This window comes from Paenibacillus sp. FSL R5-0473 (assembly GCF_038004565.1).
Classification (GTDB): Bacteria; Bacillota; Bacilli; order Paenibacillales; family Paenibacillaceae; genus Paenibacillus; species Paenibacillus amylolyticus.
This window is the reverse complement of the sequence record NZ_JBBORL010000001.1, coordinates 1164160-1179790: the sequence shown is the minus strand read 5'-3', so window position 1 is coordinate 1179790 and position 15631 is coordinate 1164160. Positions and strand designations below refer to the sequence as shown.

At 47.5% G+C, this 15631-nt stretch carries 13 protein-coding genes; all 13 read right to left on the bottom strand.

Annotated features, from left to right (window positions below; all coding sequences use genetic code 11):
• Positions 1 to 6: 6 nt before the first annotated feature.
• Positions 7 to 729 carry an RNA polymerase sporulation sigma factor SigE gene (gene sigE / locus MKY28_RS05080; RefSeq protein WP_017687308.1) on the bottom strand — a complete coding sequence of 241 codons (723 nt, stop codon included), beginning with the start codon at positions 727 to 729 and terminating at the stop codon, positions 7 to 9.
• Positions 730 to 740: 11 nt separating this feature from the next.
• Positions 741 to 1721 carry a sigma-E processing peptidase SpoIIGA gene (gene spoIIGA, locus MKY28_RS05075; RefSeq protein ID WP_091014080.1) on the bottom strand — a complete coding sequence of 327 codons (981 nt, stop codon included), beginning with the start codon at positions 1719 to 1721 and terminating at the stop codon, positions 741 to 743.
• Between the two features lie 261 nt (positions 1722 to 1982).
• Entirely contained in the window at positions 1983 to 3098 is a 1116-nt protein-coding gene (gene ftsZ / locus MKY28_RS05070; RefSeq protein ID WP_017687306.1) for a cell division protein FtsZ, read from the bottom strand.
• Between the two features lie 150 nt (positions 3099 to 3248).
• Entirely contained in the window at positions 3249 to 4532 is a 1284-nt protein-coding gene (gene ftsA / locus MKY28_RS05065) for a cell division protein FtsA (protein ID WP_036614863.1), read from the bottom strand.
• 293 nt (positions 4533 to 4825) lie between these two features.
• Complete coding sequence (locus MKY28_RS05060) at positions 4826 to 5593, bottom strand: cell division protein FtsQ/DivIB (protein WP_340028841.1); 768 nt, start codon at positions 5591 to 5593, stop codon at positions 4826 to 4828.
• A gap of 58 nt (positions 5594 to 5651) precedes the next feature.
• Positions 5652 to 6935, bottom strand: a complete 1284-nt coding sequence (murA, locus tag MKY28_RS05055) for a UDP-N-acetylglucosamine 1-carboxyvinyltransferase (protein ID WP_100527062.1) — start codon at positions 6933 to 6935, stop codon at positions 5652 to 5654.
• A 17-nt stretch (positions 6936 to 6952) separates the two neighbouring features.
• Positions 6953 to 7858: a UDP-N-acetylmuramate dehydrogenase gene (gene murB / locus MKY28_RS05050; RefSeq protein WP_340935203.1), complete on the bottom strand. Its 906-nt coding sequence runs from the start codon at positions 7856 to 7858 to the stop codon at positions 6953 to 6955.
• A 149-nt stretch (positions 7859 to 8007) separates the two neighbouring features.
• Positions 8008 to 9117, bottom strand: coding sequence for an undecaprenyldiphospho-muramoylpentapeptide beta-N-acetylglucosaminyltransferase (gene murG / locus MKY28_RS05045; protein ID WP_036674835.1), 1110 nt, complete (start codon positions 9115 to 9117; stop codon positions 8008 to 8010).
• Between the two features lie 7 nt (positions 9118 to 9124).
• Entirely contained in the window at positions 9125 to 10222 is a 1098-nt protein-coding gene (gene spoVE / locus MKY28_RS05040) for a stage V sporulation protein E (RefSeq protein ID WP_127545333.1), read from the bottom strand.
• A 48-nt stretch (positions 10223 to 10270) separates the two neighbouring features.
• A complete protein-coding gene (gene murD / locus MKY28_RS05035; protein ID WP_253501944.1) occupies positions 10271 to 11692 on the bottom strand; it encodes a UDP-N-acetylmuramoyl-L-alanine--D-glutamate ligase in 1422 nt (473 codons plus the stop codon).
• Between the two features lie 3 nt (positions 11693 to 11695).
• Complete coding sequence (gene mraY / locus MKY28_RS05030) at positions 11696 to 12664, bottom strand: phospho-N-acetylmuramoyl-pentapeptide-transferase (protein WP_047843751.1); 969 nt, start codon at positions 12662 to 12664, stop codon at positions 11696 to 11698.
• Between the two features lie 12 nt (positions 12665 to 12676).
• Positions 12677 to 14089: a UDP-N-acetylmuramoyl-tripeptide--D-alanyl-D-alanine ligase gene (locus MKY28_RS05025; protein WP_340937832.1), complete on the bottom strand. Its 1413-nt coding sequence runs from the start codon at positions 14087 to 14089 to the stop codon at positions 12677 to 12679.
• Complete coding sequence (locus tag MKY28_RS05020) at positions 14089 to 15576, bottom strand: UDP-N-acetylmuramoyl-L-alanyl-D-glutamate--2,6-diaminopimelate ligase (RefSeq protein ID WP_340937830.1); 1488 nt, start codon at positions 15574 to 15576, stop codon at positions 14089 to 14091. Before MKY28_RS05020 ends, MKY28_RS05025 begins: the two co-directional genes overlap by 1 nt.
• Between the last annotated feature and the right edge of the window lie 55 nt (positions 15577 to 15631).

Genomic DNA, 15631 nt, shown 5'->3' with positions numbered 1-15631 from the left:
TGTATTTCAGACCATTTTATTAAACTCCTTGCGGAGTCTTTTAATGATTCTTTTTTCGAGTCGAGAGATGTAGGATTGGGAGATTCCGAGAAGATCGGCTACATCTTTTTGTGTCTTTTCTTCCCCATCCGTCAGGCCAAAACGAAGCTCCATAATCATTCGCTCGCGCTCCGTTAATTTTTCCAGTGCCTTGTGCAAAAGTTTCCGGTCTACCTGCTCTTCAATATTCCGATAGATTGTATCGTTTTCAGTACCCAATACATCGGATAATAATAGTTCATTTCCATCCCAATCAATGTTGAGCGGTTCATCAAAAGAAACTTCAGTTCGGATCTTACTATTACGTCTCAGGTACATTAAAATTTCATTTTCGATACAACGTGAAGCATAGGTTGCCAGTTTGATTTTCTTTTCCGGGTCAAATGTATTAACTGCCTTGATCAATCCGATCGCTCCAATGGAGACCAAATCCTCAATATTGATTCCTGTGTTTTCAAATTTTCGTGCAATGTACACCACCAGACGCAGGTTGCGCTCAATAAGCATCGCGCGAATGGCCGAGTCTCCCGAGGATAATTTTTGCAGCAAAAATTCTTCCTCTTCCCTTGTCAAAGGCGGCGGAAGTGCCTCACTTCCCCCAATATAATAGATCTCTTCACTTTTGAGCCCCAACAAAAATAACAGACGGTAATATTGCAGCTGCGCCACCAGTTTCCATTTCACAAGCATGTACGTTCCTCCTATACCACATTCAGCGGCTTTTCTGTTGCTCCCGCAGAGAGAGCCGTAGACTGCGCAGAAGCAGCGTCTTGCACAAGTTCAGGATGAATCACGGCCTGGTATTTCCCATCAGACGACAAAACACCTCCATCCAGACCAATAAGTACCCTTGTCGTCTCATAACATGTTTCCTCCATCGTCACCTTCACCCGGTCCGGCTTCATTGCCAGCATAAACGCAGTCCCTTTGTTAATGCCCCGATAAGGCACCAGCCGCAGTCGATCCTGCCACTGAAAACTTTCCTGATCAAGCTCCAGAATAAGGTTGTCCGGCGCCTCGTCCTTGAGTCTACCCTTCCATGAAGCGGGTAACATGTCTTGCCATAACGAAACCTCCATTACCATGACCGGCATGCGCGATAAGGGATCTGTGAGTTGATTGCCCGTATCCAGAAGGCCTGTACAAGAAATGACTACCTCATCGATGCAGACCTCAACTTTACCCAAATAGGTCGTCATGCGATCCGTTTTCCGTTTTGAGCTCTGCACAGCTTTGAATAAAAACAGGACAGCAAAAAATACGATAAACGTGAACCAGAAAGCAATTTTCAGATCAAATGACATACCGCCAGAAGCCGTGAACCAAATGCCGTTAAACAACTCACCGGAGCTCTGAAGCATGTAATGCACACCCAGAATACCTCCGGCAGCGACAAAATTAATCACATAGAAGGTACCGAGCGTCCTCGCAAAAGCCTGCAGACCTTTAAAACCAAAAGCAATCGTAAGCATGACCAGCGAGAACCCGAACTTGATCAGAAAGGTGAACATAAAATCAAACTCCGGTACAAACATCATGACCACGTATAATGCACCCACAATGGCTGACAGCAACCATCGCCACCAAACCAGCTTTGTCTTGCGCATCCAGGCGGTCATTCCGATGAGTGCACCGTCAATACACAGGTTTGTCAAAAAAATTAGATCCACATAAACAACCAAAGTCTTCACCTGCCTGCGCGCAACATATCGAAATACCGGTACCCGATATCCTGATATTCATGAGCATATTCACAAGTATACGGAGCCCCCTGTTCAAAGTCTGTCTAATCATGGGGGTGTGGTTCCAACTTTTTTTGTCGGAATTGCTCAGGCCCTTTGTTCAGAATTTGTTCATTACTGTATGCTATGATATCTAAATAAACAGAAAAAACCCGGTCGCTCCATAAGGAGTACCGGGTTTCCAATAAATTGATTTGCGTATTAATCGTTGTTATTATTGCGTGAACGATTGCGTAAAAATGTCGGAATGTCCAGCTGATCATTGCTCGGCTGATTTCCGAAAGGACGCAGGTTCGGCGAACGCGTATCTGTCGTCTCCGCTGTTGCTGGAGCTGGCTTACGTCCTGGTGGTGGTGGAGCAGGTTTATCTTCAAAACCAGTTGCGATAACTGTAACCTTAATCTCCTCTTTCAGGTCTTCGTCAATGATGGCACCAAAGATCATATTCACTTCCGGGTCGGAAGCAGAAGTTACGATCTCTGCCGCTTCGTTCACTTCATACAGGGACAGATTAACGCCACCCGTAATATTCATGATTACGCCGCGAGCACCTTCAATAGAAGTTTCCAACAAAGGACTCATAATGGCTTTCCGTGCTGCTTCTGCGGCACGATTCTCACCAGTTGATTCACCAATCCCCATAAGGGCTGAACCACGTTCGTGCATAATCGTTTTGACGTCAGCAAAGTCAAGGTTGATCAGACCCGGTACAGCGATCAAATCAGAGATACCTTGTACAGCTTGACGAAGTACGTTATCCGCTTGACGGAATGCTTCAAGCATAGGAGTCTTTTTGTCTACGATTTCGAGCAAACGATCATTAGGAATCACGATCAGTGTGTCGACTTTTTCCTTGAGAGCTTCAATACCTTGCTCTGCATGGCTGGAACGCTTGCGTCCTTCAAAAGTAAATGGACGAGTTACGACACCAACGGTAAGTGCACCACACTCTTTAGCGATTTCGGCAATAACCGGAGCCGCACCTGTACCTGTACCACCGCCCATACCGGCTGTAACAAATACCATGTCTGCACCTTTCAACGTGTTCATGATCAGATCGCGGGACTCTTCCGCTGCTTTTTTACCTACATCCGGGTTGGCGCCAGCACCAAGACCACGAGTCAATTTATCACCGATTTGCAATTTATGCTCGGATTTCGCCAGGTGTAACGCCTGAGCATCCGTATTTACCGTAATAAATTCAACACCTTGTACACCATTTTCAATCATACGGTTGACTGCATTGCTTCCGCCGCCGCCTACACCGATGACTTTAATTTGAGCCAAGCTCTCCATCTCGAAATCAAATTCCAACATATTATTCCATCTCCCCCTCAATGTGCATGGATGGCCCGTCCAATTTTTGATTTGAACCGAATCAATTTCATATATCGACGAACGAAAGCGTTTATTTTAGTACCGGCGCATTCAGACGGCTTCAAGAATGTATGAAATGGATCCAACCTGTTATATAAATTCGCTGAACATATTCTTCAGCCGCTCGAACAGACCGGGTTTTTGCTCCGATTCCTGTGCCGTATTTGGCTTCGGACGGTTGGTCGGTTTCTTGTTGTTATTATTGTTGTTGTTATTTCCACCGCCGTTATTGATCGAGGGACGAATGCGCAAACTGCGAATTACACTGTGCAATATGCCGACTCCGCTTGTAAACCCGGGGTCACGCACACCAATATAATCCGGAACTGCAACTCGTACCGAAGCAGCAAGCTCATGCTGAGCGACCTGCAGAACCCCCGGCATAGAGACCGTACCTCCCGTTAGTATATAACCTCCAGGAAGCTCGTTGTAACCAAGACGCTTCACTTCTTGGGATATCATCTGGAATATTTCTTGAACCCTAGGTTCAATAATTGCTGCCAGATCCTCCTGTGAAAACTCCTTGTCTACATTACTGCCAATTCGGGTGACTTTGAACATCACATCCGCAGCAGCATCATCCAACCAGGCGCAGCCATATTTCAGTTTCACCTTCTCCGCCTGATCCGTTAACGTGCGTAAGCCATAGGCGATATCATTTGTTACGAATTCCCCACCTATAGGCAACGTTGATGTTGCAACAAGACTGTCTTCTTCAAAAATGGCGATGGTTGTTGCACCTGCTCCAATATCAACAAGCACTGAACCCATCGTTTTTTCATCTTTGGACAAAGCCAGTTGACCCGCTCCAAGCGACATGAGAACCAGATCGCTTACTTTCAGACCCGCTTTTTCCACGCAGCGCAAAAGATTATGTATCGCGGTTTTTGCACCCGTAATGATCGTTGCTTCAACTTCCAAACGAACACCAATCATACCACGGGGGTCCTGTATGCCCTCCAAGCCATCTACAACATATTGCTTGGCGACAACATCAATAATTTCCCGTTCCGGCGGAACTGCAATGACTTCGGCTGCTTTCAACACCCGTTCCATGTCTTCTTCTCCGATTTCACGATCCTCGTTAGACACAGCCACGACGCCGTGACTGCTCATCAGTCCGATATGATTTCCCGAGATTCCAACATACACTTCGGATATTTGAATACCTACCATACGTTCTGCATGATCCACTGCGTTGCGAATCGACTGCACCGTCTGATCGATATCTACGATTACACCTTTGCGAATTCCCTCCGAGTCGGCAGATCCAACTCCTATAATATTAAAGGTTCCATTATTCATTTCCCCAATAATAGCGCGAATTTTGGATGTACCGATGTCCAAACTAACAATGATGTCATTGTTGCTCAAGTCTGTGGCACCTCCTGACTCCAATAGTAAATTACGTTCGAATTTAAACACTCTTAAAACATATTCAACACACTTCAGGCTTTCCCTCTTTTTTCTACAATGTTTTTGGGTGTCAAAATCTGGTTGCCAGACATAAAACATTGAAGAAAAAAGAAGGAGGCAACTCATGTGCCATAAGTTCAAGTGTATCATTTTTTCTTCATCTCAGAAAGAACAAGTTTCATTGCTCTGACGGGGTCAAACCCCGACCTGCCTAGGCTTTCATATTCAGTCCAGCCTCATGATGGCAAAGATCAGGGGCTTGCTCCTGGTTCAGCATCATCTTCCAAGTCATCCGGGATGAAAGGGACATAGGTATCTGCCTCAAGCATGGTGATTTTCCCAGGCCGTTCGGTCTCAATCACCTGATTCAGATACTCCACTTTATCCGATAAAAGAGAGACGGTTGTAATCACTTCAAACTGCGATTTGGTATACATCCGAATCTGATCCGGAAATGAAGGCGTTGGATTCGGAATAATTTCCGAAATATCCGTCGTCAATTCATTCGGAATTTTAGCCAGTGTCTGGCTCAGCTTGGCTTTAAGTGGATCATCAGCCTTCCATTGGGTCAATATGGGCTTCTCCACAGCAACACCAATTGTTGCCGGAACTGTCAAGCTTGTCCCACTGGCTAATATCGCTTTTAGCGTACCGTCAGAACCAAGCTCATAAGCAACCGTGGCATATTCCTGAACCTTGATATGGATAATCCCCGGAAACTTTTTGTCCACGGTAACGGTGGAAATCGCCTTGATGGTCTTGAGACGCTCAATAACCTCGGCAGTACTTGTCCCAAAAAATTGTTCGCCTTCTTTCAGTCCGCTTTTCTCCAGCAGTTCTGAAGTTGCTGTATATACATTACCCGTAATTTCAATTGCCGAAATCCGACTCATGGAAGAACGAAAGAATAATACAGCCAGCAATACAATAAATAATAATAAGAGAATAATTACAATTTTGCGGCTTGTGTTTCCTTTTGGCCGATTCTTCTTCAGAACCGGAATTTGACTTTTAGGCATAAGTAGCGCTCCACAAAGCCTCAGGTCCCCTCCCTTCAAGAAGGGGACGCCAAGGACGTTAATTGGCAAAATCCAACTGTTTCGAAACGGGCGACTGTCGCTCAACCGATGCTCCAAGACTTTGGAATAACTTCTCGATCTGATCGTAGCCCCGGTCAATATGATGCACTTGCTCCACAACCGTTTTGCCTTGAGCAGCCAGACCAGCAATGACCAGAGCTGCACCTGCACGAAGATCGGTTGCTTCTACTGTAGCCCCGTACAGACGGGGAACACCACGGATAAATGCTGCGTTTAGATCGACTGAAATATCAGCCCCCATCACATTCAGTTCATCCACATGTTTGAACCGGCCCTCGAATACCGTTTCCTTCATCACACTGAATCCGTCTGCCAGACTGAGCAGCACCATGATTTGCGATTGCAAATCTGTCGGAAACGAAGGATACGGAGAAGTCACAATACGGTCTACTGATTTGGGACGGCTCATACAGCTCACCGTCATTATATCATTGCAGACTGTGATTTGAACACCAGTGCGCTTCAATACATGTATAAGTGAAGTAAGATGAGCAGGATTGCAGTGTGTAAGCGTAACATTGCCTCGTGTTGCTGCTGCTGCAATCATTACGGTTCCGGCAACGATTCGATCCGGTATAATCTCATAGGAACAAGGTTTCAGTCTCTCAACGCCATTGATCGTGATTGTATCCGTTCCTGCACCAATAATGCTTGCACCCATAGCATTCAAAAAGTGTTGCAGGTCCTGGATTTCAGGTTCTCTTGCGGCGTTGCAGATGGTTGTCGTCCCTTTAGCCATAACGGCTGCCATCATGATATTCTCCGTCGCTCCCACACTCGGGAAATCCAAATGAATATCTGTACCCACCAGATTGTGCCCATGACAGATAATCTGTTGGTCCTGCTCTTCAATCAAAGCTCCGAGCGCTTCCAGGCCCCGGAGGTGAAGATCAATTTTGCGTTCTCCAATGGCACAGCCTCCTGGCTGATACACTGACACTTGCCCAAACTTAGCCAGCAATGGTCCCATCAAAAAAATGGAAGAGCGCATCTGCTTCATTAGATCTTCTGGCACATCATATGACCGGATAGACGAGGTATTAATCGTCACTGTTCCCTGTTCATGCCGACACGTGCATCCAAGCCGTTCCAGGATATACAGCATCACTTCAATGTCCAGCAAGTGTGGAACGTTATGCAGTGTAACTTCTCCATCTGCCAACAAACTTGCGGCCATAATCGGTAAAGCGGCATTTTTTGCTCCATGGATGCGTATGGATCCTGAGAGGGGTTTCCCGCCTTCAATCACCAATTTGTCCAATGTATCACCTCCGGGGTTTACCGCTCACCCACTACGAAGACTTCCGGTACCAGGTTAATACCGTTTTGAGATGATATAGTGCTCTGTATCTGCTGCATTAGGGTGATAACGTCCTCTGCTGTTGCTTGGCCTGTATTAACAATGAAATTGGCATGCATGGTGGATACCTGTGCGCCTCCCTGGGTCATTCCTTTCAGCCCTGCTGCTTCAATCAGGCGGGCTGCATGATCACCCGGTGGATTTCGGAATACACTACCTGCACATGCCATCTGCAGTGGCTGTGTGCGGCGCCGGCGGTCTTTATAAGCCGCCATCGTTTCCGAAATGACGTTGCGCTCTCCATGCTGGAGTTCAAATGTAGCTTCCAGCACGATGCCTCTCCGATCATGCAGAACAGAGTGGCGGTAGGCAAAATCCATGTCCTCCTTGCTGTAACGTACCAATTCCCCTGTCTCCAGTACAATCTCAGCGAATTTGAATATCCGTGACACATCCGATCCATGCGCGCCTGCATTCATGTATACGGCTCCACCGACAGTGCCGGGGATACCGCTGCCGAATTCCAGACCGGTCCATTCCTTTTTGACAGCAACCACACTGAGTTTTACAAAAGAATGCGCCGCTCCGGCGGTTACACCGCCTTCGTGAAATTCGGCATAATCAAAGCCCTCGCCTGGTTTCACCACCACACCACGTATTCCTTTGTCTGACACCAGCATGTTTGAGCCCCGCCCAAGTTGCATCCACGGAATCTGATACGTGTGAAGCAATTGAACGAGATTCATCATCTGCTCTTTATTCTCGGGAATGACCAGTGCATCCGCAGGACCGCCGATCTTCCATGTGGTGTATTTGGCTAGCGATTCGTTTTCAAGAACTCTGCCAACATTATTCTGGGATAGTAACGATATCCACTGATGCATGTTTGCTTCCTCCTTTGCTTCAAAACCGATGAGCACGGTATGTTCTGTTGTTACAGACCGTGTTCTGGCGCCATGGAACGATGGTCACGATTTATACGGTATCTTATGTCAGCCCCGTCTTGTGTGTGACAATCGCCCACAATCACACTTTATCGGCGTGCAGCAAGACGCTGAATTTCATGAACAAGCACTTCAGCTGCATCGGGTTTCCCCAGTTTCCGGGAGGCTTCAGCCATTCGTTTGCGTCCCGATTCATCATTCATAATCTTGGCGATGGCTTCATACAGGACTTTGCCTGTAAGATCCTTCTCCAGCATCGTGAGTGATGCACCTCCACCCTCAAGCGTGCGTGCATTGGCTTCCTGATGATTATTAGTCACGTTAGGTGACGGAATCAGGATCGAAGGAATACCCAGTGATGTAATCTCCGCAAGGAATGATGCACCTGCGCGGTTTACAATCAAGGATGTGCAGGCAAGCACCTCAGGCATATTATGCACGTAAGGCAAGACATGCAGGTGGTTTGGCATCGTACCCAATGAGCTGCGAATGGCTTCACGCGTTTCATCAAAATAGGTATCCCCTGTCACGTAAACGACATGTACATCATCCAGTTGTTCCAGCATTGGAGCCATGTCCACCATGGCCTGATTGATTGCTTTTGCCCCGCGACTGCCACCAACCACAAGAACAACACGGCTGTTCATCGGTACACCTAACGTTGCAAAACCACGATCACGGCTAGCCTGAGCTACCGTAGTCGCTCGCGGATTACCGGTGTAGATCACCTTTTTTGCGCCGGAAAACGATTTTTCAGAACCTTCAAAGCTAACGGCAACCGTGTCCACATAACGCATCAAAAATTTGTTCGTCAGACCAGGGATGGCGTTCTGTTCATGAATTATACTCGGAATCCCCAGTTTTGTTGCTGCATACACCACAGGTCCACACACATATCCACCTGTACCAATCACAACATCCGGTTTGAATTCCTTCAGCATTTTTTTGGACTTGCGTACACCTTGAATGAAACGCATGACCGTTTTCAGGTTTTCGATGGACAATTTCCGTCGAAAACCCGTAATATCAATGGATTTAAAAGGAATATTTTCTTGGGGAACCAGTTTACTTTCCAGCCCTCTGGTTCCTCCGATGTATAGAAATGTCGAGTCCGGATTCTCCGCCTCGCATTGTCTTGCTATGGCAACGGCCGGATAGATATGTCCACCCGTACCGCCACCGCTTAGAACGACTCGCATCGCATAGTCACCTCGCATAACGGGATAAATTCACTAAAATGCCCAGTGCTGTGAGCATGAGGGTCAATGATGATCCGCCGTAACTGATCAGAGGCAATGTAATACCCGTAACAGGCATCATGCCAATGACAACACCAATGTTAATAATTACTTGTACGGCGACCATACCTACGATACCAACACCAAGCAGACTGCCGAAGGCATCCGGAACGGTCATGGCTACACGCATCCCTCTCCACACCAGCACCAGAAACAACAATAATACAATCATTCCACCTATAAAGCCGAGTTCTTCGGCCAAAATACTAAAAATAAAGTCCGTTTGCGGTTCAGGTACATAACTGTACTTCTGCCGGCTCATACCCAGTCCCAATCCCGCCAGTCCTCCAGGACCAATCGCGTATAAGGATTGAATGATCTGATATCCGGCACCCAGCGGATCGGACCACGGGTCCAAAAACGCTGTGATACGCTGCAGCCGATAGGGTGCTGCTGCAATCAAACCTGCAAACCCCGCTATGCCACCAAGAGCAAGCAGGCTTAGATGTTTCATTCGCGCTCCGGCTGTGAAAATAATAAGCATCGCTGCGCCCATCATCACGGTGCCAGTCCCCAAATCAGGTTGCAGCATAATAATCCCAAAAGCCAAACCAATCAATCCCAGCGGTGGCAGAAGCCCCGTTGTGAAGGTTTTGATTTTACCCGGTTCCTTGCTCAGCCAGTGAGCGAGAAACAAAATCATGCCCAGCTTCATGAATTCTGAGGGCTGAATACCAAACGAACCAATGCCCAGCCAACTTCGTGCACCACCGCGAACCACACCGATTCCAGGAATGAGCACCGCAATTAGCATTATAAAACAGGCAATCAATATAGGCTTGGCATATTTCCTCCACACCCGGTAGTCTACATTAGCAGTTACGAACATGGCCACAAGCCCAAGCACCGCAAACAGGGCCTGTCTTTTTACAAAATAAAATGAATCGCCATAGTCATGAAAGGCAAGCACCGAGCCCGCACTATATACCATAATAATGCCGATGGCAAGCAATGCCAAAATACAAATCAGCAACCAAATATCTGGTGCCGGTCGCGTCTGTTTCATCAGGAGGCCACCCCTTGCATGTAAGTAGGGGCTTTTCCACCCCCCTACTTACAAGTTATGCGCCGCCTCTTTAAAAATGCGTCCCCGCTCTTCATAGGAAGCAAACATGTCCCAACTTGCACATGCCGGGGATAACAAAACGACATCACCGGCACTTGCAAGCTTCGATGCTTCCTGCACAGCAACGGTTAACGTCCGGGCAGCGTCCTCCTCATTATCGACGACCTTAATTTGCTTTAATCCGGCAAGTTCCGCGACCTTGGCAATTTTTGTCCGTGTCTCTCCAATTGCAACGACAGCTTTTACCCGTTCCTGGAACAAGGGTAACAACTCCATCATGTCTGACCCGCGATCCAACCCACCAGCAATTAATACGACCGGTTCCTTGAACGAATTCAGGGCCATAACCGTAGCTTTCGAATTGGTCGCTTTGGAGTTGTTGTAGTACGCAGAGCCATTATGCTCTAGAACGTATTCAAGTCGGTGTTCAACCGCCTTGAAATCTGCAAGCGGAGCAGCCAGCACTGCTGGATCAGCTCCTGCCGCTACGGCAATGGCCACAGCGGCCATTGCATTTTCCACATTGAATTGTCCAGCGATGCCAATGTTCTCGATGTCAATAATGGTGTGGTGATTTCCCTTTTCATCCGCGTAGATAATCTGACGCTTCACATCATCCTCTTCTCCATCCACATAAGGAGGATCTGCATACACACCTACATCCAACTTCTCAATCATTGAGAAGGGAAGCAATCTGCCTTTGATGTAAGGAACCAGACCACGACATACCGCATCATCCCAATTCAGAATGGCCACGTCGTCAGGCTGCTGATTCGCGAACAGTTTCGCTTTGGAAGCCACATAATCATCCAGATCCCCATGATAGTCCAGATGCGTCTCTGCAACGTTAAGCAAGCTGGCAATCCGGGGACGGAAATCAACCGTTCCTTTGAGCTGGAAACTGCTAAGTTCAACAACCATCCAGTTATCTGGAGAAGCTTGCTCTGCCGCTTCACAGAGAGGTGTTCCGATATTACCGGCAACGATCGGGTTGAGGCCGGCATGTTCCAACATTTCCCCCACCCAAGTGGTTGTTGTTGTTTTGCCGTTCGAACCCGTAATCCCGATCATGGGTGCTGCACATAGATGATAAGCAACCTCTACTTCGGTCACCACTTCAATGCCCAATGCTAAAGCTTGCTGCACAGGAGCTGCATGGTATGGGATACCCGGGTTTTTGACAACCAGCTTCACACCACTGTGAATCAGATCATCCGGATGCCCTCCGCATACAACAGAAATTCCCAAAGCCTCCAATTCGGAAGCTTCGGGACATTGATCTCTCTCTTTTTTATCATTTACTGTAACCTTCGCTCCGGCGCGATCCAGCACTTTGGCGACCTGTACGCCGCTTTTGGCCAATCCGAGCACGACTACTTGTTGTCCGCGATATGATTCAGGATGGTTCATGATCTACAACCCCTTGTTGAGATAAAGTCCAAGAGCGGCCAAAATTGCGCCTACCGCCCAAAAGGTAATAACAACTCGCCATTCTGACCAACCACTTAATTCAAAGTGATGGTGAATGGGGCTCATTTTGAATACACGCTTGCCACGAGTCTTGAAAGATACCACTTGAATGATGACAGACAGGATCTCGATAACAAAAATACCGCCAATGATGACAAATAGAAGCTCTGTTTTGGTTACAATGGCTACCGCACCAATCGCACCGCCAATCCCCAGAGAACCGGTGTCTCCCATAAACACTTTGGCCGGATGTGCATTGTATACCAGAAAACCAAGTACGGCTCCGATCATCGCTGCTGCACACACTGCTGCCGGCATCGACGTGGCTTGCATTGCCACAATGGCAAACGCGCCAAAGGCAATCGCACTTACCCCTGACAGCAAACCATCCAGACCGTCGGTAAAGTTAACCGCATTGGTAATGGCAAGCATCATGAATACGACAAAAGGATAATAGAACCATCCGGTCCAGTCAAACGAGAATGACGTTCCCGGAATAGAGATGGCTGTGCTGTGTCCATTCTGGATCAGCAAGAAACACATCACTGCACTGAAGAACAATTGGCCCAGCATTTTTTGTCTGGCCGTCAGTCCCAGCGAACGTTTGAATACAATTTTGATGTAATCATCCAGGAAGCCAATGAGCCCGAATCCCAGCGTAGCCACGAGCAAGACATAAAAGTCTGTATTCTTGACTGCCGAAAATTTCAAAAAGGCCAATGTGAACGCAACTAAAATGACGACTCCACCCATTGTAGGTGTTCCGCTTTTTTTCAAATGGCTCTGAGGCCCATCTTCCCTAACTTGCTGTCCGAATTTCATCCGGCGTAACAGCGGAATCAGGAGCGGTGCGGCAATCACCGCCAGAATAAATGAAACGCCGATTGTTAACAGTAATACCTGAAAATCCATGGGTTCACCCCTCTAGTCTACTCGATTCTGTAATGGTGCTATTTGTAGTGCTTCGACCACGTCCTCCAGCTTCATGCCTCTTGAGGCTTTGAACAAAACAACGTCTCTGGGATGTAGTTTCTCCAGTAGATAACGGGTCATTTCTTCTTTATCTATAAAAGCATGCACAGCCTCTGTAGGCATATGCTTGCTTGCTCCTTCAGCAATCTTGGCTGATAGCGGACCATATACCAGCACCATGTCCATTTTGGCCGATGTGATATACTCTCCGATTCCGTAATGCAGATCCTGCTCTTGGGGACCGAGTTCAAGCATATCACCAAGCACAGCCACTTTCATGCGGTATCCTTTCAGACCTTCTAGTACATCGATTGCGGCCTTCATGGAGGTTGGACTTGCATTGTATGCATCATTCAGCAGGGTTAGACCACTAACGCCTTGCGTAACCTCAATACGCATGCCTGTCAGTTTCAAGCGAGACAATCCCGCGGCAATCTGCTCCGTCGTCACTTTAAAATGACGGGCTACTGCCAAAGCAGCCAGACAGTTAACGACATTATGCGTTCCTAGCAGAGGTAGCGTAAAAGCATGTTCTCCAGACTGTTTGGTAGTGAAAACTACCCCGTTCTGCGCATTCATAAGTCCGGTAGGATAGTCATCATTATCGGTTTGCAGACCAAATGTAAACCGCTGCAATCCATCGGGTTGTTTCGTTGCGGGTTCTTCAAGGACTTGTGCAATTAAAGGCTCGTCTCCGTTGTAGATCAGTAACCCGCCAGGCTTCAATCCCGCGGCAATCTCGGCTTTGGCTCTGGCTATCTCCAGTCTGGACCCCAGCTGAAGCAGATGTGATTCACCAATATTGGTAATGACCGCTACATCAGGCTGCGCAATAACCGACAGATCGTTAATTTCCCCGCGACCACTCATACCCATCTCCAAAATGATAATCTCGGTATCCGGGTCCATGCTTAGTACAGTCAGTGGTAAACCAATGTGATTATTGAAGTTGCCTTGCGTCTTATGCACTTTGAACGTCGTCGAGAGTATGGCATCCACGATGTCCTTTGTTGTTGTCTTGCCGTTGCTGCCTGTAATGCCGACTACAGCCGCTTTATTCTCCGTTAGATAAGCAGATGCGAGTGCTTGCAGCGCGACAAGTGTGTCGTCAACAACAATGACAGCTCCTTGTGGCGGAATACCATGATCCTTTTGCCAGATCGCCCCTGCAGCACCCTTCTCTAGACAGGCTTGCACAAATTCGTGTCCGTCAAACCTTTCACCCACTAGCGGGATAAACAAACTGCCTTCCAGAGGTTTACGCGAATCGCTAAACACCCCTTCGACCATTACATTGCCATGAGCAGCAACGTCACTTAATGTTCCTCCACACATCTCGGCCAATTGTGCCAATGTTCTTTTTATCAATTGGATTTGCCCCTTATCGCTTCTTTGGCTATGATTCGGTCATCAAAATCGGTTTTGGTTGTGCCGATAATCTGATAGGTCTCGTGACCCTTGCCCGCAATCAATACTACATCGGCTGGGCTTGCCATTTCAATAGCTTCATGAATCGCCTGGCGTCGATCCACAATCATCGTATAACGTTCAGCAGGAACGGATTCTTCAATCAGGCCCTGTTCAATGTCTTTGAGAATCAGATCCGGATCTTCTGTCCGTGGATTATCGGAAGTAACCAGTACAAAATCACTATAATTCGCAGCAATTTTCCCCATGAGAGGACGTTTCGTACGGTCCCTGTCACCACCACAGCCAAACACGCAGATTACACGTCCTTCGGCAAATTCTTTCACCGTCCGCAGCACATTCTCCAGTCCATCCGGTGTATGGGCATAATCGACAATAACAGCAAATGGCTGTCCTTCGTCCACTCCTTCAACACGTCCATCCACGCCCGGAACCGTCTCCAGACTGCGCTTGATCTCTTCCAGCGGAATACCTTCCACCAGCGCTGCAGAGATGGCTGCCATTGCATTGTACACATTGAATTTGCCTACCATGCGCAAGCGAATATCCGTGCTGCCTGCAAATGTATCCACGTGGAAAGAAGTTCCCTGAGACGTGATTGAGATTTGGGATGCGCGTACATCCGCCTTTTCACCCATGCCATATGTAATCACTTCAGCCGCAGTCACAGAGATGAAATAAGCCGCAGCCGGATCATCTGCATTGATAACAGCGAATTTACGCTGTGAAGCATCTTCCGTATAGCCGTTACCCAGTCGTGCGAAGAACAATCCTTTGGCCCCGCGATATTCCTCCATGGAATGGTGGTAGTCCAGATGATCCTGCGTCAGGTTAGTGAATACCGCAGTACGGAAATTTGTTCCCTTTACTCGTCCTTGTTCCAATGCGTGAGAAGAAACTTCCATAACACAGCAGTCCGTACCCTTCTGAACCATATCATGCAGACTACGCTGCAGATCAAGCGCCTCTGGTGTTGTTCCTGACATCGGGTAGGTGCGACCGTCATACCTCATTTGAATAGTACCGATCAATCCCGTCTTGCGTCCGTAATCACTCATGATTTTTTCAATCAAATAGGTAGTCGTTGTTTTCCCGTTCGTTCCCGTTACACCAATCATATTCATCTTCTGGCTTGGCGAGTCAAAAAAGAAATCTGCCAGAACAGCCATCGCAAATCGGCTGTCCTTCACCAGCAATTGTGGTATAGGCAGATCCAGCTGCCGTTCAACCACCAATGCAACTGCACCGGCATTTACAGCTTTTTCTGCATAATCATGACCATCTACTGTATGTCCCGGAAGACAGATAAACAGATCACCCGGTTTTACCTGCCGGGAATCTGTCTGAAGGTTTTGGCATTCTGTATTTGATTCGCCCACGAGGCGGGCGGTGGTCAGCATCGATGCAAATTGTTTTAAAAGCACATGAATAACCTCACTTTTCCAATTATACTTCTGTTTTAACATATGTCTGTATTTA